The organism is Fodinibius salipaludis (assembly GCF_002287075.1).
Classification (GTDB): domain Bacteria; phylum Bacteroidota; class Rhodothermia; order Balneolales; family Balneolaceae; genus Fodinibius; species Fodinibius salipaludis.
In genome coordinates this window covers 233,817-257,577 of the sequence record NZ_NSKE01000007.1, presented here as the reverse complement: position 1 = coordinate 257,577, position 23,761 = coordinate 233,817, and the positions used below count along the sequence as shown (strand labels likewise).

Below are 23,761 nucleotides of genomic sequence, written 5' to 3'. Positions count from 1 at the left end.
GGTCCTTTTTGGTGAGCTTTTATTCGTCAGATTCAAGATCTGCTGATTGTGCTGTGCTATCTGGAGCTGAGTTTTCAATCGGGATTCGTGAGGGTTCATTGAAATTCTGCTGATTAGCAATCCGAACTTTCGTGCTGTCTCCCAATGATCGTTGACCCGTTATGACTACTTCATCTCCTGCCTCAATACCCTCTAAAATTTCTACTTGGTCTCCTTGTTCAATACCAAGCTCTAATTCACGCTGAAGTGCCAGAGAATCTCCTTCTACCAGGAAAACAGAATAGGAGCGCTGTAGCTGTATTGAATTTGATTCCGGTTCTATGAATGTTTGCACGTTTTCTACCAGCGTTGAGCGTGGAACTACTACGGCATTCTCATGGGTTTCAACATTAATTGTAGATTCCACTAAAACCCCTTGGGCAATGAGAGAGCTTTTTTCGGTAAGACTGATAACTACCTCTCCCAATCCGGTTGTCGGGTCCAGACGAGGACTTATTCGACTGACGCGTCCACGCCCACTGATATCAGACTCGTTGGAGAGTCGAAAATTAACTTGTTGTCCTACCTTCACCTTCCGCCATTCTTCTGCAGGTAAATAGATACGCGTCTGATAGCCCGTCAGGTTGGCAATTTCAAATGCTGTCTGGCCTGTTGCGGCGACATCACCTACGGATACTTCCTTGCTAAGAACAACACCATAGACGGGGGAAGTAATTTCTGTATTATTTAAATTTTCACGGCTTTGCGTCAGGTTAGCCCGTGAAGATTCGTACTGGGCTTTGCTATTTTGAAAGGTTGCGTGTGCCTCATCAAATTCTGAGGAACTGATGAGTTCCTGTTCATAAAGTTTTTTCTGTCGGTTAAACTGCAGGCTGTCCCTCACATAAGCAGACCGGCTCTGTTCTAATTGAGATTTTGCTTGCTCAAATTGATCGCGAAAAGGGGTATCATATATTTTGGCTAAGACATCGCCCTGCCGCACCGTATCTCCCAGATCAGCATAAATATGGGTTATTCTGTTAGAAACCTGTGGGGTAATATTTACAATTTCCTCAGCTTTGATATTTCCGAACGATTTAATTTGATCAGAAATACTCTTTGTTTCAGCGGTAACTGTTTCCACACTGGTACGCTGCTGTTGTTTTCCCGGATTGTTAAAATTAGCCGGTGGGCTATTACTATCACTGCATGCTTGTAAAACAACCAGGGAGATAACGGCAAAACAATAGGATAACTTCTTCACTTGTATGATTTTTTTGAGCATTGTTAATGTCTGTAAGACATGGCCTTACGTAAGCGACTGGAAAATGATACAGGATAATAGGGATAATTCTTAAACTATTATTTTTTAACTTTTTTAATAAGTCTGGGATTGTAGTTGCATTTTATTCGAAGTGTAAGTCTTGGGATAATTAATCAAGAGATAATTAAGAAAGAGAACCAATTTTTTTATCTTAACCTTAGCAAAAACAACCAACAAAGAACAAATTTCTTATGAAGTTTTTTATTGACACCGCTGATCTTGATGAAATCAAGGAAGCAAATGATTTAGGGGTATTAGACGGCGTAACAACAAATCCAAGTCTATGTGCGAAAATTGGAGTTGCAGATTTTGAAGGACACATAGCCAAGATTTGTAATCTTGTGGACGGAGATGTTTCAGCCGAGGTCGTTTCTACAGAATATGATGAGATTGTTTCTGAAGCGCGACATTTAGCAGAGATTGCTGATAATGTTGTAGTGAAAGTACCGCTTATTAAAGAGGGGATTAAAGCAATTAAAACGTTGTCTGATGAAGGTATTCGAACCAACTGTACACTCTGCTTCTCAGCAACACAGGCTCTGTTAGCAGCTAAAGCGGGTGCTACCTATATTTCTCCATTTATCGGACGATTAGATGATATTTCGGACGATGGTATGCAGCTTATCGAAGATGTAGTAACGGTGTACGATAATTATGGTTATGAGACAGAAGTTCTCGCAGCCAGCATTCGTCACCCAATGCATGTTCTTGAATCTGCCCGACTGGGAGCCGATGTTGCAACAATGCCTCTTAATGTGATTGATCAGCTATTACACCATCCATTAACAGATCGTGGACTCGAGCGTTTTCTTGATGACTGGAATGCTCTGCAAGAAGAATTGAACAACAAGTAATCAGATAGCTTTTTCAAGGATTAATGCTCGGTATATTTCATGCCGGGCATTTTTTATTCTTAGTGAGAAGAGAAAGTGAAATTTAAAGCGTTAGGTAACATTGGAAATTAGTGAGCAATTATAATGGATTTGTTTAATGAAGAATCCGATTCTGAAAATGATGAGGGAAAAACGAACTTTGTAAATCCCCACGAACCTCTTGCTACGCGTATGCGGCCTCGTTCTCTCGACGAGTTTGTAGGACAAAATCATATCGTCGGTGAAGGTAAAATGCTGCGCCGGATGATCGAATCGGGAGTTATTGGCTCGCTAATTTTTTATGGTCCGCCCAGTTCCGGAAAAACCACTTTGGCTCACGTAATTTCACGCGAAATTAACGCTCAATATGTGGAACTTAATGCAGTACTTGATGGCATTAAGGATCTTCGGAAAGTGGTAGCAAAAGCCGAAAAAGTACAGCAGATGAATGGACGAAAGACCATCCTGTTTGTGGATGAGATCCACCGTTGGAACAAAGCTCAGCAAGATGCGTTGCTTCCCCACCTGGAATCGGGAGTGATAACCCTTATTGGGGCAACAACGGAAAACCCGTTTTATTCCTTAGTCAGTCCATTGTTATCCCGCTGCCAATTATTTGAATTGTATGATTTGACTACTGATCATGTGCTAATCATGATTGATAGATCGTTAAAGGATGAAGAGCGTGGCTTGGGTAAAAAGGATGTGAAAGTAACGGATGAGGCCAAGCAGCATCTCGCAGAATTTGCTGGTGGCGATATCCGTAATGCGATTAATGCCTTGGAAGTAGCGGTGCTATCCAGTGATCCCGATGATGAGGGAGTTATCCATATCGATCTGGAAATAGCAAAGGAATGTATTCAGCGTCGAGGTGTTCGATACGATGGTGGAGGTGATGAGCATTATCACTATGCATCAGCTTTTATAAAGTCGTTGCGCGGTTCGGATGTGGATGCCGCCCTGTATTGGATGGTGGCGATGTTGGAAGGGGGAGAAGATCCCAACTTTATTTTTCGCAGAATGCTTATTCAATCTTCAGAGGATGTGGGAATGGCTGATCCGCATGCCCTGTCGTTGGTTAATTCGGCCCACGAAGCGTTTACGAAATGCGGGATGCCAGAGGGACTTTATTTTTTGGCTCATGCCTGTATTTATGTTGCCCTTGCTCCCAAGAGCAACAGTGCCGGAGCCGTCTTTTCCGTCCGAAGGGAAATCCAGAATAGTGGTATTGGGGAGGTGCCTCCTCATTTACGGGATAAAACGGCTAATTCTAAACAGTCGCGGTACCTTGGTGTTGAGAATGCTTCAGATGATTATCACTATCCGCATTCGTATGATCATCACTGGGTTCCCCAAAACTATGTGCCGGATAATGTTAAGAATAAACAGTGGTATGAGCCCGGAAATATTGGTCGTGAGGGCAAGCTTTGGGATCGTCTTGAGAAGATCAAGGAAGCCTACGAAAAAGCATCCAAAAAGAAACGATAGCATAGGCGATTGAGTTGAATATGCTTGAATAGGTAGGGACTGAGTGATCCCATCTTTCATCTAAAAAATAATACCTTTGGATATAGTTTGTAGTTAATGAAATATTATGATTGATCTTAAAATTATTAGCGGTACTGATCGACCTAATTCCAATGCTCTACGTGTTTCAAAGTATGTACAGCAGTTATATCAAAAGGAAAGTATTGATGCTGAAATTATAGATTTGCAGGAGTTCCCGTTGGAAAAAGTCAGTGGAGGGAGGTATGGAGAAGAACTACCCGAAGTTGAGAGTTTTGTTGGTGAGGCGGTTACTGCGGATGCATTAGTGGTGGTATGTCCCGAGTATAACGGGGGGTATCCGGGAATTTTGAAACTATTCATTGACTATTTACCGTTTCCGAATAGTCTGGATAAAAAACCGATTGCATTAATCGGAGAGGCCAATGGTGCATTTGGAGCCATGCGTGCAGTGGAGCAGCTGCAACAGGTGTTTGGTTATCGAAATGCTCACATCTTTCCCGAACGAGTTTTTATATCCCGCGTTAATGAAAATTTTGATGTTAAAGAAGGGATTAAAGATGATTTTCAACAGCAGCTGCTAAATACTCAAATCGATGGCTTTCCAAAATTTATCAGAAATTTGCAGGCAGATGGGACTCTCATAACTGACGGATAATTTCCCCGTCTTATTAGTTGTTCCAAAGACCGTTAGAACTATTAGTCCATTTTAAGCATGTAGCCAACACCGTGTAGGGTAACCAAGTATGTGGGATCATCGGGGTGTTGCTCAATCTTTGATCTGAGCTTTGATATATGAACATCAACAGTACGTGTATTTGTGCTGAATTCATATCGCCATACATTTTCCAGCAGATCATCGCGCGAAACCGGTTCATTAGAGTGGGCTACGAGATAGCGTATAAGTTCTACTTCTCTGGTAGTGAGCTCAAGATCACCTTTTTCAGGATGTTCGGCAATCGCATTCTTTAGGTTAATATGGATCGGATCGAGATCAACTTCTTTAATGGGTTTCATTTTGGAATAAGTCTCAGTCCGACGCAAACGTGCTTTTATACGAGCAAGGAGTTCTTTAACGCCGAAGGGTTTGGTGATATAATCGTCTGCGCCAATATTGAGACCGGTAACCTTGTCAATTTCCTGATCTCTGGCTGTAAGAATAATAATTGGGAAGGTGTAATTCTGATCCCGCACCGTACGACAAACATCAAAACCACTCATGCCCGGTAGCATGAGATCTAAAATCATTAAGTCGGGCTGCTGTTTTTTGACGGTTTTAATAGCTTTATCGCCGTTTTCGGCAATATAAACGTCATATCCCTCGCTTTCTAAGGTGTCTTGCAATGTAAATACCAAGCTGGGTTCATCCTCGACGATAACAATTTTTTTGGGATCAGCTGACATGTTCCTCAAGCTCTTTATTTCTTGACTTTGATTCAGGTTGCATTGATACCGAATTGGGTGAACCTTTTTGTTCGGACTCACTTAAGATAGGAAATGTTATGATAAAAGTAGATCCCTCACCTGGTTTACTTTCAACATCAATAGATCCTGAATTGAGTTCAACTAAATTTTTAACAATCGATAGGCCTAACCCATGTCCCTTGGTTTTGGCTGTTAATGAATCTTCAACTCTGAAAAACTTAGTAAAAATATCAGATAGACTTTTCTTGTCAATGCCAATTCCGTGGTCTTCAATGCAAAGTTTTACCTGATTGTTTTGGGCAGTAACTTTGATACCAAGATACTTTTCATCAGCACTGTACTTGATAGCATTATCAATTAAATTACTGAGAATGGTTTCTAAGCTATTTCGATCTATATTGACTTTGGGAAGGTTGTCATTAATGGTGAGATCAAGATGAAAACCCTTTTCCCGGAAAAATTTCTGATGTCTTTCGAGATAAGACTGTACGACATCTCCAACATCAGTAGGTTGAGGTTCTATAAGTGATTCCTCCGCATTAGATTTTGCTACATCAAGAAGTTTGTCGATCATCTTTCGCAGACGTACCGCCTCGCTGAAAATATGATTACCGTAGCTTTTAAGTCTCTGCTGATCTTGTACTCGTCCGTCGGCAAGGTTTTCACCGGCCGCTTGCATTACTGATAAAGGTGTTTTGAGCTCGTGGGTGACATTAGCCAGAAATTCTGACTGTCGTTCGGCAAGAGCTCGTTCTTTTTGGGCAGATATAAACATGAACACCAGGGCACCCAAAAGCAGTAGCATTGCCGCACCCAAGACAATAAGATTTTGAATTAGTGATGCGTTACTGGCTGCGAGAGTAGATTCATCCGTAAAAGCAACTTCGACAGTCCAATAGTCAAAAAAATCGGGAAAATTTTCTACAAACTGTATTTGCTCACTTTCGTATTTTGCATTGGGACTACTGCTGGCAATAATTTTGTTGTTTGTCCAATCTCGCAACCAGACATTCAGACCGGGATGCTCATCGGGTCCAAACTTCTGTTCCAGTATTTTTGGGAGATAAGAATTACGGAGAAAGTCTTGATTAAAAGGCATTGTAAGATAGCCTAAGACTTCCCGATCAGACGGATCTATAAGGACAATTGTAATACTGCGGTGGGAATCAAAAATTACCTTATTATTGTATTGGTAATCCGCCAACAGACTTTTTATTTGTGTTCGAGCAATACCCATCCCATCACAAACCACTTCTGGGTAATTAGAGGTTAGCTCAAATTTCTGGTTGGAAGTGTATTTGTGGATAGGAGTGTGTTGTTGGCAAGCATCAGAGCCAGAGGGGATAAAAAAGATATCTTTGTAAATAGAATCTTTAGCTGCTTTTTTTAGTAGATTGTTTACTTCGGATGTGAATTGCCCCGTCTTCCTATAGTTATCTTGCAGCCGATCAATATCAACAGATCCAAGTCCCATGAATTTCTCAAAAAATCGATATCGGATTTTATCTGTAAACTCGGCGATCTGGAGCTTTTTATTCTCTCTGGATGATTCCAGCGTATTTTCATGTAGCGCATATAGCGAATACACATTCATTCCAGTGAGCCCTAAAATGGCAACTACACCGGCAGCAAGTAAGATCCATCGAAGTGATCCGTATCGCTTCATCTTTTAGAAAGTTATTGACTTTAAGAAAAGCAAGGTAATAAATTTGTGGTGGGATTTAATGTTATTAACGCACCATTTTACGTGATTTAATACAAGAAATCTTAATAACTGTAAAATAACAAAAAGGGGCACAAAAAGTGCCCCTTTAATATGCTCAATAATTTACTTGATGCTATTTCTTCCAGCTATTGTTTTGCCGATTAGTATCAGGATAGTTCTTGTCGGGATCGATTAATACATTGGTAACTTCTCCATCAACGGTGATTACTGCTTGTGTTGCCCCTTCTAACCATTTTTTGACGGGAATGGTACGGCTAAGGGTAGATCCGTCACTTTTGGTAATTTCAACATTGGCCGGCATTGGGGCTTGGCCATGATCTTCAATTATGATGCGGGTGGTACCATCTTGTGTGCTAACATTGCCAACAGCCTGGTCAAGCGTCCAGGTTTCGTAGTACCAAGCTCTCCAAAACCAGTCCAGATCTTGTCCTGCGACATCTTCAAAAGTATTAAACATATCCCAGGGATAAGGGTGTTTGTACTTCCACCGCTCGATAAATTCGTGCAAAGCCTTGTTGAATGTCTCTTCGCCTAAAAGGCTGCGCAGACTTACAAGCATTGTTGCTGGTTTGGGATAAGAAGCGATGCCATAAGCAAACCCATTATAGTGATGATTAGACCATCGCATTATTGGTCCTTCGGCATCCGTATTCGTGATTTGCAGGTAGCTGTTTATATCTTGCAGATCAAAATCCAGTCCTTCCGGATAGGATGCTTTTTTGGCCTGGTTTTCATTATAGGTAGTGGTACCCTCATCCATCCAGGCATAATGACGCTCGTTTGTGCTTACAATCATCGGCACCCACATATGTGCCAATTCATGTGCTATTACTCCGTAAAGGGCTTGCGAGGATTGATTATTATAATCACCAATAATGGTAATCATTGGAAACTCCATGCCCCCGCCGATGATGCCTCCCCCTTCTACCGAGGTCATGTGAGGCCAGGGATATTCGAGGTCAGTCTGTTCTGACAAGAAGGTGATAGCATGCTGCGTAAACTTAGCGCCATCTGTCCATTTTGGAGCAGAACTGCGATAAATAGCATTGATATCTGTATACTCTTCTTCGCCGTCGTTATCAAGATCACCAACACTTGCGCGGGTGGCATCCCATTTGGATTCTTTGGTTACGCTAAAAGCAAAATCTCGTACTTTTTGGGCTTCGAAGCTCCAGGTAAGGGTACCATTCTCAGGTGATTTTGTTGCCGATCCGAAATCATCTTCAGTAACAACAGATACTACTGTATCGCTTTTATGAGCTTTATCAAGCCGTTGAAAAATGTCTTTGGTAAGAACTTCTTGTCCATTTGTAAGCTGACCGGTAGAGCCCACCACCCATTGTTCGGGGACGGTAATGTCAACGTTATAACCTGCAAAGTCGTGGTAGAATTCGGAAGTTCCGGTAAACTGGTCAGTCATCCATCCGAAAACATCATCATAAACGCGCATCTGCGGGTACCAGTATGCAATATAGAAAAGATTGTCTTCATTATATCCCATGCGTCCACTTGCCCCTCGCTGGGGGATTTTGAAATCCCAAGCGACCTGTATTTTAGCAGAGTCACCGGGTGTAACAGCATTTTGGGGTCGAATAAAAAGATGTGTTCCATTAACACCATATCCCGTTGGATCTCTGCGTGTTTGCAGCTGGCTGACCTCATCACCATTAAGGCCAACCTTATGTAGGTTTATACCTCCGGTAACTTCCTGGGGGCTGCTTCGTTGTGCTCCTTCGGCATGCAGATTTTGCGCCAGTTCCATATGAAGAGCATCTAACGTATCGGGAGAATTGTTGTAATAGGTAATGGTTGCACTTCCCTTTACAAGCGTATCGGCGGGGATTAGCTCAACATCAATATCATAATTGGCCGTTTGTGTCCAATAATTGTTGCCTGGTTCGCCAGACATGGTCCGGGTACCATTATCGATAGCATTAAAAAATGCATTGGGGATTTCTTCGGTGATTGGGTTGGGGACCAATCGATCTAATTCCGAAGGTTTTTGAACGGCTTTTTCTTCGGATGTTTGTTGAGGATCTTCAGTAGTTTGTTGTGGTCCGGTGCATCCAAAAAATAGAAATGCAGCAAAAACCACTGGCAATATCACATTCTTTGATGATGGCAATGGTGTAAACATAGGTTGGGTGGTTCAGGAAATTATAATTCCGGATCTTAGGAGTTGGAAGAAAAGTGTTTTTGAATAGACTTTTTTAAATCCTCGAACTCTATGGGTTTGGTGAGGTAATCCAAAGGATCTGTTTCTTTGGCTCGTTCAACATGATAGGGATCAGAATTACCGGTGATATAAATGACCGGTACTTCAGAAAACTCGCGGATTTTAAGCATAGCGTCGATACCGTCTATCTCTCCTTCCAGAGAAATATCCATGACCACTAAATCCGGGTCAATTTTTTTTGCTGTTTCAATAGCTGTTTTACCGTAAACAAGCTCACCTTCCGTTTCGAATCCGAGCCTCTCCAAATAACTCTCGTACAGTAAATTGAGAATGAGATCGTCTTCTACAATGATGACCTTCTTCTTTTCTTTACTCATATAATATTAGTAATCGTTTTTAGATAATGTATTTAAAATAGTAAAATCGTGGTATAAGACAATCTATTTATTTGACGAGGAATTTATCACAAGAGTTTTTGTAAGTTTAGAATAGTAAATAAATGTAATCCCTTATAACCTTTGAAAAGTATAAACATGCAGATCAATATAGTCATATTCAAGGAGTAAAATGAAGCATTTATGTAATGATTATTTATGACGTCTTTATCTAAAATCACATAGGCAATAGTACTACATTCCCAAAAATTTTTATTCGGATAAACGTTTTGGATAGTAGTATTGTTTGAAAGTCGTCTTTCGGAAATATAGTAAGCATAAATGCTTCAAACTTCCTATAGATTTGGGTGCTATAATAAACAACCCACAAATAATTTTTTATAAAGTGGCAGAGAAATCGCAGGATGAGCAGAGATCTCTTTATGAATGTTAACTATTTGCTGTGGGGATCTATTTTCCTATTGGTACTGGGGTGTGCACCTCAAAAAGAGACGTTGGAACCTCCTGTTCAGGAATCGGCTTCTTTTTCACAAAGTGGTGAAGCGGAAGTCTCTTCCCGTTGGTGGACCTCTTTTGAGAATGACCAACTAAATACCCTCGTTGATACGGCGTTAAGTTCCAATTTTGATATTCAAACGGCATGGCAGCGCCTGCAGGCATCAGAGGCCGTAATTGATCGTGAAACGGGCGGTCTTTTCCCTACGTTGGATGCAAATGCAGAAGCTCAAACGACGCGCAACCAGCAATCACCCTTTGGAAGCTCCGATGATTTTAGCGCGGGATTAAGTTCTTCGTATGAAATTGATTTATGGGGGCGAATTGGTTCACAGGTAGATGCTGAAGAATATCGTGCGCAGGCTACATTGGCTGACTACCAAACAGCAGCACTTACCGTTTCGGCAGAAGTGGTACGAACCTGGACTCGGCTGGCTGAGGCAAAAAAGCAGTTGGCACTTGTTGAAAGCCAGATCGAAACAAATAAAAAAGTGTTGGAGCTGCTGAAGAATCGATTTGGGACCGGGCAGATCAGAGGTGTTGATATTCTTCGTCAGCAGCAATTGTTGGAGTCCACGCGTGAACAGAAATCAAATGCCGAAGCAAATTTGGATGTATTACAGCATGAGCTTTCGGTGTTACTTGGACGATCGCCTCAGGATACAATTGATATTGTACCGGAACAACTGCCTGAGCTACCACCATTGCCAAGCACGGGCGTCCCGATAGATCTTGTTCAGCGTCGTCCCGATGTTAAAAGCGCTTTTAATCTGGTTAAGGCTGCCGACCGTGATCTGGCTTCGGCAATCAGCAACCAGTACCCACGCCTGACGTTGTCAGCCTCACTGACTTCTTCAAGTAATACGGTCGAGGATCTTTTTGAGAATTGGGCTGCCTCGTTTGCCGGGAATCTGTTGGCACCTATTTTTCGTGGCGGTGAGCTAAGCGCCGAGGTTGACCGGTTAGAAGCCGTTAAAAAACAGCGACTCTATGAATATGGACAAACCATACTTACGGCTTTTCAAGAAGTGGAGGATGCGTTGATCCGTGAGCAAAAACAGCGCGAAAGTATTGAACGATTGGAAGAACAGGTAACATTGGCTGAACAGGCCTATGATCAGCTGCGACTGGAATATCTCAATGGAACATCGAATTATCTGGATGTACTTACGGCACTTGATGAGGTTCAGCAATTGCAAAGAGATTTATTAACAGCAGAGCTGACACTCGTTGAATACCGTATTGGACTATACCGGGCATTGGCCGGTTCTTTTGAAACTGAACGTGAAAATGAGAATTGACGATTTTATTTAAGCAGTTTACTTAATCATATAAAGGGGCTTGGACACTAAACCATTTTAAAAATGAGTTGGAAACAGACACTTTTTATTAGTATCGGTATTTTAGCAACAGCCGGTGTGGTGACAGTACTAATCTTTTCGACTGAACCAACGGCAGAGCAGGCGGGAGCCACCCGGGCAACCCCTATGCTTGTGGATGTGATAGAGGTGGAAAGGGATAACTATCGGCCGACAATTCAGGCTATGGGAACGGTTCGCCCGTCACAGGAAGTAAACTTGAGTCCCAGAGTGAGTGGGGAAGTGGAAGCCCTGTCGGACGCATTTACCCCCGGCGGTTATATTGAAAAAGGAGAACAGTTGCTGCAAATTGATTCTTCTGACTATAGAAATACACTGGAACAGCGAAAAAGTGAATTACGCCAGGCCCGGGCTGATCTCAATATTGAAATGGGTCGACAGGATGTGGCCCGGCAGGATTACCAGTTATTTGCTGATACCTTGTCAGAAGAAAATAAATCGCTGGTTTTACGTGAACCGCAGCTGGAATCTGCCCGATCGAGCGTAGAATCTGCCCAGGCAGCTGTTGATCAGGCCCAACTGGATCTTGAACGAACGACAATTAAAGCCCCATTTGATGCCCATATTTTAACTCGTAATGTAAATGTAGGATCGCAAGTGTCTACGAGCGAAACTTTGGCTCGTTTAGTGGGGCTCGATACCTATTGGATTGAAGCAACCGTGCCTGTTTCCAAGCTTCGGTGGATTACCATTCCAGAGGGAAATGAACAGCGTGGTTCCGAAGTGAGAGTTAGAAACAGAACCGCCTGGCCTCCTGAAACCTACCGACAGGGGTATTTGTATCGATTGATTGGTACGCTTGAAGATCAGACGCGGATGGCCCGAGTGTTGGTTTCGGTACCAGATCCGCAGGCATATAAAACAGACGAGCCCGATGTGCCGCGATTAATGCTGGGATCATTTGTAGAAGTGCATATTAAGGCCGATGCGCTTGAGGATGTAATTCGGTTGAATCGCGATTATGTAAGAGATGATGACACGGTTTGGGTTATGAATGATGGTGAATTGAATATCAGTGATGTACAAATAGTGTTTCAGGATGCCCAGTATGCTTATATCAAAAGTGGCTTGTCGGAAGGAGATCAGATTGTCACTACCAATCTTTCTACAGTGAGTGAGGGTGCTCCGCTTCGACTTGAAGGCACGGGAAATGCAGAATCAGATACGTCAGCTGCATCTCAATAACAAACTTGACTCCCAACTTAAGGATTAATGAGTAACTCCGGATCAAATACAAACGAGTCAGACAGCAATACAGGGAGTGGATTTATATCCTATATGGCGCAAAATCCCATTGCGGCCAACCTGTTAATGATTATTCTGATTGGCGGTGGTATATGGACGGGATATAATATGCAGAAGGAGGTATTTCCCGAGTATCAGCTGGATATTGTAGAGGTCAGTGTGGTTTATCCGGGGGCTTCACCGGCCGAGGTAGAGCAGGGGATATTACGTCCCGTGGAAGAGGCCATTCGAGGCGTGCAGGGTATTAAAGAAGTTACATCAACGGCATATGAGGGGTCGGGCAGCATATCCATAGAGTTGGTGACCGGTGCCGAGCGGATGAAAACTTTTCAGGATATCGATCAGGCTGTTAATCGTATCCGTACTTTTCCGGATGATATCGAAGAACCGGAAGTGCAGCTGCAATCCAATCAGCGAGAGGTAATGACTGTTGGCCTATATGGGGATTCCGATATATGGACACTTCGTAAGTTAGCCGAAAATATGCGCGACCGCCTGTTGAGTAAAGAAAATATTACCCAGGTCGAAATTGGTAACGTCCCCGATTATATAACACATGTGGAGATCCCCCGGAATACACTGCGCGAGTATAATATAACGCTGGACGAAGTGGCAAATGTTATCCGTCAATCCAGTGAAGATATTCCCGCAGGTGTTATCGAGACCAATGCCGGTGAGATACTTTTGCGGATGCAAGAGCGAAAGCAGTGGGCCGATGAATTTGGTAATATTGAGATTGTAACATCGGATGTGGGGAGTAATATTACGCTGGCGGATATTGCAAAAATTACCGATGGATTTGAGGAGACCGGATTCCATGGACAGTTTAATCAACAGCCTACAGTAGATCTTCAGATTTATCGCATTGGTAATCAATCACCGCTCGAAATAGCAGAAACAGTTAAAAATGAACTGGAGATTGCAGAGTCAGCGTTTCCGACCGGCGTAAAGTATCGTATCGACAGTAATAGTGCGGACGATTTTAGCGAACGTCTTTCACTGCTGGTCGAAAATGGAGCCCTGGCCATTCTTATTGTGCTGGTTATCCTGGCCTTGTTCTTGGAGTACAGGCTTGCTTTTTGGGTGATGATGGGAATGACGATTTCTTTTGTAGGCGGGTTGCTGTTTTTACCGCTGCTGGGATTAAGTATCAACATGATTTCTATGTTCGGATTCCTGGTGGTGCTTGGTATTGTAGTTGACGATGCCATTGTGGTGGGGGAGAATATCTACGAGTACCGTCAGCAGGGTATGAACTTTCTGGAAGCGGCCATCAAGGGGGCCAAGGAAATGAGCAAGCCGGTGACTTTCGCCATTTTGACGAATGTGATTGCCTTTTTCCCGTTACTCTTTATCCCGGGAACTACCGGAAAATATTGGTGGCCACTGCCGGCAGTGGTTATTGTAGTATTATTGGTATCGCTTGTAGAGGCGCTATTTATCTTGCCGGCTCACCTTGCTCACAGCTCCAAAAAAGAAAGCCGGTTCAAAATTGGGCGACGGTTACATCGTTTTCAGCAGAAATTTGCTAAGCGGTTTAATCATTTTGTTGAAACTTATTATAGGTCGTTTTTAGATTACTGTCTTCGATACCGGTATATCACCTTAAGTGCAGCTGTTGCCTTATTGGTAATGGTAGGAGGATTCGGGTACAGTGATCATATGGGGATGATTATGATGCCCGAAGTAGCGGCCGACGAAATTGAGTCCGGAGTGTCGCTGCCGGTAGGAACGACAGCTATACAGGCGGGTAAGGTTGCCGAAGAAATTACGAAGTCAACACAACGTATGTTTGATGAGCACAACCTGGATCGTGTGGCGGAAGGTATCAAAACGAACGTACGGGGTCAGAGTTTTATTGATGTGGAGATTGTGATGAAGCCACCAACCGAGCGAGATATGACGGCCCAGAAAGTCATTGAGCTTTGGCGGGACAGTATCGGCGATATCGAGGGAGTGGATCAGATTACTTTTGAGGCTGAACGAGGTCCGGCCGGATATCTGCCTGATATAAGCGTAGACTTGAGCCATTCCGATATTGATGTTCTTGAAAAAGCCAGCCAGGCATTCCTGGAGCGTGTAGAGCGTTTTGAAGCTACGCGGGATGTCAATGATAATTACAACAGGGGAAAGGCTCAGCTTGATTTTAAATTGCTTCCCGAAGGAAGACGACTTGGCTTGACCTCAGAAGATGTTGGACAACAGCTGCGAAATGCTTTTTACGGATCGCTCGCAATGCGTCAGCTGAGGGGCGTGAATGAGATTGAAGTACGCGTAAAATTACCCCGGGAACAGCGTCAGGATGTATATAATTTGGAGGATTTTGTAGTACAAACTCCCACCGGAGTAGAGGTTCCGCTCTTGGATGTGGCAGAGTTCGAAAAGGGAGAAGCTTTTACCAGTATCAATCGTCGTAACGGTCGGCGCGTGGTAACAGTAAGTATGGACGCTGAACCGGCTAATGCCGTCTCACGGGTGCTGGAGTCGATACAAACCGAAACGTTGCCTCAGCTCCGAGAAGATTTCCCGGGCATAACATGGTCCTTTGAAGGGAGCCAGGCCGAAATGCGGGAATCAACGCAAGCCCTGTGGGGTACCTTTGGGCTGGCGATGATTGTCATTTATGCTCTGTTGGCTGTGGCATTTCGAAGTTACTTGCAACCAATTATTGTGATGGGAGCGATCCCTTTTGGTATTGTGGGAGCGGTTATCGGACACATTTTACTGGGTTATGATTTGTCGTTGGTAAGCATGATGGGAGTAATAGCGTTGTCGGGAGTAGTACTTAATGATTCTCTTATTATGATTGATCTGGCGAATAGAAAACGAAAAGACCCCGATATATCGATATATGATGCTATACACGAGGCGGGGCTTCGGCGTTTTCGTCCTATCATCTTGACAACACTAACCACATTCGGTGGATTAACCCCGATCATTTTAGAGACCTCTCGTCAGGCGGCACATTTAGTACCTATGGCTATATCACTTGGATTCGGTATTGTATTTGCGACTTCCATAATCTTGGTTATTGTACCCTGTCTATATTTAATTCTCGAAGATATAGTTGCTAAACTTTATTCCTCTCCCCAAAAAGAAATTGCAGAATAGACGCTGGTATTGTACAAATGAGAAAATGATATGCGTATTCTATATTTAATAGGGTATCGCAATTACAAAAAACTTAAAAAACCATTGTAGAAGTAATTTGTAATCCCTTATATTTGGTTTCTCGAAAAATTGGTTATCCTTTGTAGGGAATCAATCAATTGATATGTTTGCCCGAGTGGCGGAATTGGTAGACGCGTTGGACTTAAAATCCAATTGGTATCTAAATACCAGTGCCGGTTCGAGTCCGGCCTCGGGTACTTTTGTTACCTATAAGTCATTGTTTTTCAATGACTTATAATTTCGTGGTGAAAATTTGGTAAAACAAAGTCCCATAAAAGTACCTTAAGTGGCAATAATTTCTGATGATTTGTCAGTTAATTGTACTAAGGGCCCGTAGCTCAGTTGGTCAGAGCAGTCGACTCATAATCGATTGGTCGCAGGTTCAAGTCCTGCCGGGCCCACTTTTATTTTCCCTCCTTTTAAGACCTCTAAAACATCCTTTATTTTATTTAAGCGGCACTTTTAGGCCCTTCCTGTCCCTTTCTTGTAAAAATTTCTGCGTGAAATCATTTCACTTTTTGCAACGATTTATGTAAATAGTTGGTACAAAAGTTGGTACATTGGTACAGTCAGTTACTAAGATTAATTACTTATTTGGAGCAATTGACAAGAAGCAATGCACATGAATGAGTTGGTACATCGTGTACCAATTCTGTACCAACTCGTAATTTTCACACACAATATTGATTATATGGCTAGTCTGAAAAAGAGAAAAGGGACGTATTACATTCGTTTTTTCAAAAAAATCAACGGGAAGAGAAAACAAAAGGCCCTGAGCTTGGGTACAACGATCAAGCGAGAAGCACAGAAACTTCTGATCGAGTATGAGGATAAATTTCAGCGGGGTGAAATCGATCCCTTTAACGGCTGGACCCCTCGTAAGGAAGCCAAGAAAAAACGATCAAAGCTTCGTGGCAAATACATCCCCTTGCACAAGGCGGCCGATCAATTTATTGAGGAGCGCAGCCAAGCTAATCAGAAGACGAAAGATAACTACCGTCGTCACCTAAATATGCTGGAAGACCAGCTTGGACGCACCATGCCGGTAACAGAAATTCTGGAGAAAGACATTCGGGAGTTTTGTTTTCGGGATGATATCGCACCGGCAACCCAGGCAAGTTATCTTCGACACCTGAAAGTGTTCTTTAAATGGATGCACGAAAGGGAGATCCTCAAAGAGGATATTACCGCTGATATTAAGCCACCAAAAGTCCCACAAAAAATTGCTCAAAAGATTATTTCAAGAGAGCAGCTCGATAGAGTTTTCGATGCATTTGACAAATTCTACAAAGAACAGAAAGAGAAAGGCTATGTAACTAAACCTCATCAGATGCGACTGTGGTTTAAACCAATGATTAATACCATGTATTATTGTGGGATGCGAGCCAGTGAGGGGGTAAACCTTCAATGGAACGAGGTAGATTTAGAGGGTAATTCCGATGACCCGGATGACCACGGACATATATTGATTATCAATACCGATGATAATACCACGAAATCAAAGCTGGAACGCGTAATTCCGATTAGAGAGCCTTTGAAACCCTGGTTGGTAGAATGGCATGAGAAACAAGGAGAACCCAAGGATGGTTACGTTTTTCCCAGTTCTACGGGATTGAATCGCTTTCATGGCATGACAGCCGGATCATTGTCAAGATCTTTTAAAAAATTTGTCCGATTGGCCAAAGATGTTCCCAACTCCATTACCCTTCACGGACTGCGGCATTCTTGTGTTACCGACTTGTTACGTAAAGGAGTACCCATTCATATGGTCCAAAAAATAATGGGACACTCTTCTATTGATGTCACCCAAATTTACGAGCACCTGGATCAGAAAGATATTAAAAATGCAATTAAGGGAATTGACTAATTAAATAACCTGCCCTATGTCACAACGAGAAGTAAATACTCTTATACAAATACTATGTAGCTCATTTTATATAAGCCGATATGTTGATCAAGAACTGCCTATAAAAGAGTTGGCTATTGATCTCTATAAATTGATTGGCACTTATGGAAAGGAAGCAGAGGAGACCTTACAGGAATTTGATGGCTACACTTTTGAGGATGTCGAAGCAGCCATATTCAAGAGCCGAAGAAATAAGCTGAAAAAGAAATTAGATAGTTTAGTTGAGAAACTAGAATTTGAAAGTCCTGAACCAATTAGGAGTCAGAACGGTTCTGGCAAGAATAGCTCTATCTATAAAAAAGTGGATAGACTTAATGCAGATACTCATCGAATCATCCAAAAATGGTACAGTGAGTTTAAGGCTTTAGGCGGCAGCACATGTTACAAATTTGAGCAAGAGGAATTTGATAAAATAAAAAAGAAGCTAAAACACATTGCCCGATATCAGATCAAGTTAAAAGCTATGGACCAAGTAGCTGAGGAAGCTTCTTTAGAAGGCAAATATAAATTTTATAAAGAATTTGAAAGTGTACCAGATGCCTGCAGTTACTACGAAAAGAAATTGGGTGATAAGGTATCACGTGATCTGCTGAAAGCACAAATTAAAGATAAGGCTAGAATAATAGAAGACGGCCAAGAAGTAAGCTGGAAGAAAATCAATGGAAGGATCAACTCTTGGGTGGATTACGAAAATGATAAGCCCAATAAAAAGAAAGTGATTCCTACCGACTAATAATTATTTCTATAGCATTTCTGTAGAATATTAAATCCTTTCTATTGATAAAAAGAAGAATCTATAGCAATAGTGGAATATTCTATACAATGGGTAAAGGCTTAATATGCGTAAATCTTTGCTGCTCAACTACTTAGGGGATAAATTAGGGATGAAAATAAATCACTAATTAATCCCTTTACCCATGAGTGACGAAACGTTAAACAGAATCGAGAAAAAGTTAGATCTTCTCCTCAACTCAAACAAGCATCGCATTAATGAGAAGAAATATATAACAGCCCGGGAAGTTGAGGATCTTACCGGGCTTAATTATCGAACCATTCTAAACCGATCTAACTTGGACGAAGAGCATCCCCGCTTTATTCCGTCTATTCAGTTCGGAGGAAGCCGCCGAAAATATTTCGAGAGAAAGGTAATCGAACGCATTTTCCATCTGAGTTAATACGACTATGGCAGGATTACCAAAAGAAATACCATATACCAAGGTTCCAAACTTTATCATAGAAGATCTTATGGCAGAGCTACGGGGAGGTGAACTAAAAGTAGCAATTGCTATATGCCGAAAAACCTTTGGCTTCCATAAGAAGACAGATGGTATAGCTCTTTCACAGATAATGGATCTAACCGGTCTAGCAAAAAAGACAGTTATTGATTCATTGAGAAGACTTGTAAAGAAAAAAGTTATACATAAAAACATTTCTTCTACTCCCTATCAGTATAGCATTAATGTGTCAAACCACATTGACGCCAAACCACAAAAACAGAAAATCATGAAGGTAGGCCCCACAAACTTAGAACCGGGCGGGGGTTTAAAAATTACACCCCAAAAGGTTCAAAAATTACACCGTTCAGAGGTTCAAAAATTAAACCCACAAAAGAAACCTATTAAAGAAATAAAAAGAAATACTACTAATAGTAGCGGTTTGTCTGATAATATTGTTGAAATAATCGAGACCTGGAATACTGTATTTGAAAGGAAGATGAACATTGACAACAACAGAGATATAGAAAAAGTCAAATCTGCCTTAAATGACTTTTCAGCTGATCAAATTTGTAGAGCCATTTTCAATAGATCAGAGGCTGAGTATTACAAAACGATCCCATGGCACAGAGATAACCCTGAAATGTTTTTTAGTATACCCCAATACATAAGAAATGATTTACAACGCAAACCTGAAGGCATCTTTACATTTGAAGAGATGACAAATAAGGTTGGAGAAACACCCGGCATGACAACAGATTATTTTGAGATGGTACCTAAAATGAAAGACGATAGGGACCGACCATTATGGAAGCTAAAAGCTTCTGACATGTAGAATTTATTATTACAAACCTACAACAATGACAACTGCTTAACTTTTAAATCCTCGTGTTTATGAAAAATGCTATACAAATAACTTTGAATGATGAACTGCTAGACGTACTTACTCAGGCAATTAAAGAAGCCGTTAAAGAAGAGCTACCCAAGTATCAGAATAGTTTTCAGAAGGACTGGCTTTCGACTGAAGAAGTCATGGAAATGCTAAACGTTTCCAGACGAACGATTCAAAATTACCGGGATGAAGGGAAAATCTCCTACTTCCAGGAAGGACGAAAAATTTTGTATCCCCGAGAAGGGATTGAAGAGTTTTTGCGTAAAAATATGATCAAAGCATATCGATGATTTGGGTGAAAATCTGAAAACACCCATTTGTTTAACCTTTTCGATATAACAACCTCAATTTTCTTTTTTATGCCTAACAAGTCTGAACATTGCTGCCTTTCCTGCGGCATAGATATCTCAGATAAACGCATTGATGCGAAGTACTGTAGTGACCGTTGCCGGATGAGATACCGTAGGACCCAGAAAAACAGTAAATTGTTAACCGAACTGATTGATCTTTTCACTCAGTTGCCGAACCATTCCATACAAAAAACAGATAATGGCTTCTACCTTCAATCGTATAACGCATTAAACGGAAAAACAGAAAATTGGCGGGATTCCGAGCTAAAAAGTATGTCAAATCCACGATTGAAAGACCTTGTTAGCAAGAAAAGGGTACTGTTAACCGGGGATGCCGTAGGAAAATTCGTCAAACAATTCTTCCAAAAAAGGTAATTTGTTTAACAAAAACTCTGTTATACAAAACCTGAATGTTTAACGCTTTTTGTTAAACATTCAGATAAAAACGCCTGTTTCTTTGTGCAAAGCATCAAAAAACAGGAAAATGATAGTTTTAAAGATCATACTTTTAATAAAACTTTATCAAAAATCTGATAATTCGGCCGTTTGTTAAACATTTCATCTATATGTCAGACCAATAAAGAGGTGAAAACCATAAAAACATATAGATGGTTTTATGTTAATGTGGTACAACATTTAAAGCAGAGGACTAAAAGAACAGACTTTTATATAACCGGGGATCCAAATGTTTAACGTTTTCTAAAAAGGCCGTTGCACTACTTCAATATGTACATAATATTTAACCTACCGGATATGTGTTAATGTGTTTTGAGGCAATACTCGTTCACACAAGCAAATGTTTAATGCTTCGGATTGTGCTTTTTATGAAGCTGCGTTAATGCGTCTATGCGTTTTTACGTTACTGCGTTATTCATCCTCACCAAACAATATATCAAACGTTTCTAGCGAATGGGGCTTGGGTGGATCCGTGAGTTCAGCATCAGATTCATAAATGGTTTGGGAAAACCGATATTTCATCGGATAGTAATAATATTCCTCTCTTTCAAAGTCATACTCGATGAAATCAATGGTGATCGTTTTCTCTCCGTTTGTTATAGTTTGGCCTTGTTTAAATTTAGGATCAGGTAGGTTGGTTAAGCTCATTTGATGAATCTTTAGTTATGAAATTGGGATACCACTGAATAGTAAATCTAATTAATTTTTATGTATAACAATTGGAATATATTTATTTGTCTTAATAACACTTTGGATTAATTCTTATTACGTTGTCATATCAGAAGTTAGAAATAGACTGCATTTTTTGGGTATGCAAATTTTTCATAGAAATTCTAAGAAATGAAAAGATTTTACGAGCCGGATTCGAGATGGGAAATGCACCAAATAAATAACAATGAGGATTATGCTAAAAAACTAGTAATTACTGGCTATTTCCATGACCAAGTACCAGAGGATGTAATAAAAGCATATGAAACTGTCGAGTATTTGATGGCTCATGCATACTATTACTGGCCAATGTTTGACGAAGCATTTAACAAAATGCTTTTTACAATTGAAATGGGGATAAAGCTAAAGGCTAAGCAGTTAAATATTCCTATATACAGAAGAAAGGAGAATGGGGAAAGGTGGTATAGAAGATTATCTCTTATTATAGATGATATTTGTGATGAAGATTATCTGAGGGACTTAAAGAAAAAATTGGAAAGGTCAGCAGGTCTTCGTGATATGAAGGCACATCCTAAACAAAATTCATTTTCAGGGCCTAGTGGAGGTACACATAGAAATATTAAGTACTGTATAAATATTTTAAATCGGTTGTTTCGGGGGAGGGAATGGCATAAACAACAACAGAAAAAGATTGTTAAAGCCAAGGAATCTATTACTAATCTTAAAAATGAACTGTTGGTTGTCGAAAGTGGTGAGAGAGGGGAAGTAATTAGGTCAATTCTCGATTTTGATATAATTGATGAGGCATTATTTGTAGTCTGTCTTCCAGTTCTGGATGTTAGAAAGTTAGAGGCTAAAAGCAACCAATTTCCTCATCTTAAGAGTTTTTCTATTCTAGATTATCAGTTTTTGAATGATAAAGTAATTGGCAGAACCTTAGACGGAAATGATATAAAAATATCACTTACAAATGATAAAGAGGTACGCAATGCTTATAGCAGGTTTAAAAAATATTTAAAAGAGATACCTGAAGAAGAAATGAAGATTAATTTAAATATTAATGCTATTGAGACTCCATGGTTTTTGTCTAATGCAGAGTATCAATACTTAAATGAAAGCGACTTTTTCAGTAAGTATTCATAGTCCTTTTTTTTCTAAAATTGTTTAGTCCATAAGTTGATATTTTCAATGTTCTATCCAGCTTTAAAGTTGCTGATATCATTTTTAATTGCGTGGTTTTATTGATATCGTTGGCTGAAGTGTAAGAGTAAATAAGTCGTAATATAGTCGCTGTTCATGAGCAAAAACGCGAAATCAATAAAGAGTAATATTAATATTCTGGGAGGTTATAAGGATTTTGATGCTATCCCTATGATGATCGGCAATAGTGAGCTACAGCTTGATGAGCGTACACAAGCTTCTAAGAAAAGATACATCAAAGCTATTGAAGAGACCTTTCTTAATTATGAGTCACCAGAGTCGGGGCTTCTGTTTAAGCAAGCTATGGCATCTGAGAACCTATCTATAAATGCCAAGCTTCGAATAATGACATTGCAGTTCTATGCAGTTGATAGGTTATTCCAAATTTTGTTTGATGATTGCTTTTTAAATATTCTCAGCAGTGGAAGGGTTACCATTACTAAACATGATGTAATTGCTTTTTTGGATGAAAAAATAAACAATTTTGAAATCGCTGTTGATTGGAGTCGCGAAACGATTGATACCGTCAGTAGAAAATTCCTGACCATTTTAAAGAAGCTAGACTACTTAGAAGGGAAAAGGAAGAAAAGGTTTAAAGGCGTTTATAATGGAGCAGATTTTTTAGTTTTTTATCACTATTGGTTGGAAGCTTTTGATGATACCTCCGATGTTTTTGCATCAAAGTTTTTCTCATTGTTGATGGTCTCTGAGGAAAAGTACCTCTTCCTTATGAAGCAGGACGAAATAAGAAATAATCTTGATTGGCATTATTCGGGTGATAGATTCACAGTTGAGCCAAAACTTTTAATCAAGGAGTATGTAAATGAACTTTGAAACTGATCATCAGGAAAAATTCCAGAATCTTGCGGTGGCCCTGGCGGAGGAAAATCGGGATAACATTCGTATTGAAGCGAATGGCGGTAATAGCATTCTGTTTGTTTATCCACCAAAAGATGAGCTAAAATATATTGAAAAGGCTAAGGAGAAATATCCCAATGCCGAATTTATAGATGTTAGAGAGGCTCTTGTAGAATTTATTGATAGTATCGGCTGGGAAGATTTCAAAGACTACTACAAAGGTTATCAAACAGAGCCGGAAAACATATTTCGAGATTCAGATGACGAGGAGAAATTGGAATCCTTGATCATCGGAAAAATTAAGAAGGCAATTAACGAAGAAAAACTACCTTTTTTAATTCACACCGGGGCGCTGTTTGGGACTGAAATTGAAAACATCCACATAGTGGAAAACCCGGAGGTTATGAAATTTGGGATTCCATTAGTAGTGTTTTATCCCGCAGATATTCAACCGGATGGACAAATAAAATATTTAGGATTTAAACCAGCATCTAAGTATCGCTGCAAATTGGTTAAATAATTT

General features: G+C 40.7%; 20 protein-coding genes and 2 tRNA genes. 16 read left to right on the top strand and 6 right to left on the bottom strand.

Features of this window, described 5'->3' with window-relative positions:
* Positions 1 to 19: 19 nt before the first annotated feature.
* Positions 20 to 1,243: an efflux RND transporter periplasmic adaptor subunit gene (locus CK503_RS11330; RefSeq protein WP_176466296.1), complete on the bottom strand. Its 1,224-nt coding sequence runs from the start codon at positions 1,241 to 1,243 to the stop codon at positions 20 to 22.
* 251 nt (positions 1,244 to 1,494) lie between these two features.
* Between CK503_RS11330 and fsa the strand changes: the two genes are divergently transcribed.
* The 3 genes from fsa to CK503_RS11315 all read left to right on the top strand — a co-directional run bounded on the left by fsa (position 1,495) and on the right by CK503_RS11315 (position 4,339).
* Positions 1,495 to 2,157 (top strand): fructose-6-phosphate aldolase, encoded by a 663-nt coding sequence (gene fsa, locus CK503_RS11325; RefSeq protein ID WP_095606924.1) that lies wholly within the window; start codon positions 1,495 to 1,497, stop codon positions 2,155 to 2,157.
* 123 nt (positions 2,158 to 2,280) lie between these two features.
* On the top strand, positions 2,281 to 3,663 hold the full coding sequence (locus CK503_RS11320; RefSeq protein ID WP_095606923.1) for a replication-associated recombination protein A: 1,383 nt from the start codon (positions 2,281 to 2,283) through the stop codon (positions 3,661 to 3,663).
* Between the two features lie 106 nt (positions 3,664 to 3,769).
* Complete coding sequence (locus CK503_RS11315; protein WP_255233397.1) at positions 3,770 to 4,339, top strand: NADPH-dependent FMN reductase; 570 nt, start codon at positions 3,770 to 3,772, stop codon at positions 4,337 to 4,339.
* Between the two features lie 41 nt (positions 4,340 to 4,380).
* Here CK503_RS11315 and CK503_RS11310 read toward each other — a convergent pair whose 3' ends face one another.
* The 4 genes from CK503_RS11310 to CK503_RS11295 form a co-directional block, all read right to left on the bottom strand.
* Entirely contained in the window at positions 4,381 to 5,085 is a 705-nt protein-coding gene (locus CK503_RS11310) for a response regulator transcription factor (RefSeq protein ID WP_095606922.1), read from the bottom strand.
* Complete coding sequence (locus tag CK503_RS11305) at positions 5,075 to 6,772, bottom strand: sensor histidine kinase (RefSeq protein ID WP_095606921.1); 1,698 nt, start codon at positions 6,770 to 6,772, stop codon at positions 5,075 to 5,077. Before CK503_RS11305 ends, CK503_RS11310 begins: the two co-directional genes overlap by 11 nt.
* Before the next feature lie 172 nt (positions 6,773 to 6,944).
* Positions 6,945 to 8,969, bottom strand: a complete 2,025-nt coding sequence (locus CK503_RS11300; RefSeq protein WP_095606920.1) for a M1 family metallopeptidase — start codon at positions 8,967 to 8,969, stop codon at positions 6,945 to 6,947.
* A 35-nt stretch (positions 8,970 to 9,004) separates the two neighbouring features.
* The gene (locus tag CK503_RS11295) at positions 9,005 to 9,385 is read right to left on the bottom strand and encodes a response regulator (protein WP_095606919.1); all 381 of its coding nucleotides are present in this window, start codon (positions 9,383 to 9,385) and stop codon (positions 9,005 to 9,007) included.
* 422 nt (positions 9,386 to 9,807) lie between these two features.
* Between CK503_RS11295 and CK503_RS11290 the strand changes: the two genes are divergently transcribed.
* The 10 genes from CK503_RS11290 to CK503_RS11245 all read left to right on the top strand — a co-directional run bounded on the left by CK503_RS11290 (position 9,808) and on the right by CK503_RS11245 (position 19,995).
* On the top strand, positions 9,808 to 11,199 hold the full coding sequence (locus tag CK503_RS11290) for an efflux transporter outer membrane subunit (protein WP_217988404.1): 1,392 nt from the start codon (positions 9,808 to 9,810) through the stop codon (positions 11,197 to 11,199).
* Positions 11,200 to 11,262: 63 nt separating this feature from the next.
* Complete coding sequence (locus tag CK503_RS11285) at positions 11,263 to 12,462, top strand: efflux RND transporter periplasmic adaptor subunit (protein WP_095606918.1); 1,200 nt, start codon at positions 11,263 to 11,265, stop codon at positions 12,460 to 12,462.
* 27 nt (positions 12,463 to 12,489) lie between these two features.
* Complete coding sequence (locus CK503_RS11280) at positions 12,490 to 15,633, top strand: efflux RND transporter permease subunit (protein ID WP_095606917.1); 3,144 nt, start codon at positions 12,490 to 12,492, stop codon at positions 15,631 to 15,633.
* A 169-nt stretch (positions 15,634 to 15,802) separates the two neighbouring features.
* Positions 15,803 to 15,890, top strand: a tRNA-Leu gene (locus CK503_RS11275).
* A 130-nt stretch (positions 15,891 to 16,020) separates the two neighbouring features.
* Positions 16,021 to 16,094: transfer RNA gene (locus CK503_RS11270), tRNA-Ile, on the top strand.
* Between the two features lie 290 nt (positions 16,095 to 16,384).
* Complete coding sequence (locus CK503_RS11265; RefSeq protein ID WP_176466295.1) at positions 16,385 to 17,560, top strand: tyrosine-type recombinase/integrase; 1,176 nt, start codon at positions 16,385 to 16,387, stop codon at positions 17,558 to 17,560.
* 16 nt (positions 17,561 to 17,576) lie between these two features.
* A complete protein-coding gene (locus tag CK503_RS11260; protein ID WP_095606915.1) occupies positions 17,577 to 18,332 on the top strand; it encodes a hypothetical protein in 756 nt (251 codons plus the stop codon).
* A 184-nt stretch (positions 18,333 to 18,516) separates the two neighbouring features.
* Positions 18,517 to 18,774: a hypothetical protein gene (locus tag CK503_RS11255; protein ID WP_095606914.1), complete on the top strand. Its 258-nt coding sequence runs from the start codon at positions 18,517 to 18,519 to the stop codon at positions 18,772 to 18,774.
* 7 nt (positions 18,775 to 18,781) lie between these two features.
* Entirely contained in the window at positions 18,782 to 19,648 is an 867-nt protein-coding gene (locus CK503_RS11250; RefSeq protein ID WP_095606913.1) for a replication protein, read from the top strand.
* A gap of 59 nt (positions 19,649 to 19,707) precedes the next feature.
* The gene (locus tag CK503_RS11245) at positions 19,708 to 19,995 is read left to right on the top strand and encodes a helix-turn-helix domain-containing protein (RefSeq protein ID WP_095606912.1); all 288 of its coding nucleotides are present in this window, start codon (positions 19,708 to 19,710) and stop codon (positions 19,993 to 19,995) included.
* Between the two features lie 927 nt (positions 19,996 to 20,922).
* On the opposite strand, the gene CK503_RS11235 is transcribed toward CK503_RS11245, so the two are convergent.
* Entirely contained in the window at positions 20,923 to 21,159 is a 237-nt protein-coding gene (locus CK503_RS11235) for a hypothetical protein (protein ID WP_095606910.1), read from the bottom strand.
* 192 nt (positions 21,160 to 21,351) lie between these two features.
* Here CK503_RS11235 and CK503_RS11230 point away from each other — a divergent pair, with 192 nt between their 5' ends.
* The 3 genes from CK503_RS11230 to CK503_RS11220 all read left to right on the top strand — a co-directional run bounded on the left by CK503_RS11230 (position 21,352) and on the right by CK503_RS11220 (position 23,758).
* On the top strand, positions 21,352 to 22,323 hold the full coding sequence (locus CK503_RS11230; RefSeq protein ID WP_141239924.1) for a hypothetical protein: 972 nt from the start codon (positions 21,352 to 21,354) through the stop codon (positions 22,321 to 22,323).
* 153 nt (positions 22,324 to 22,476) lie between these two features.
* Positions 22,477 to 23,214: a BrxA family protein gene (locus tag CK503_RS11225; protein WP_095606908.1), complete on the top strand. Its 738-nt coding sequence runs from the start codon at positions 22,477 to 22,479 to the stop codon at positions 23,212 to 23,214.
* The gene (locus CK503_RS11220; protein WP_095606907.1) at positions 23,204 to 23,758 is read left to right on the top strand and encodes a hypothetical protein; all 555 of its coding nucleotides are present in this window, start codon (positions 23,204 to 23,206) and stop codon (positions 23,756 to 23,758) included. The genes CK503_RS11225 and CK503_RS11220 overlap by 11 nt, the downstream gene beginning before the upstream one ends.
* Positions 23,759 to 23,761 lie beyond the last annotated feature (3 nt).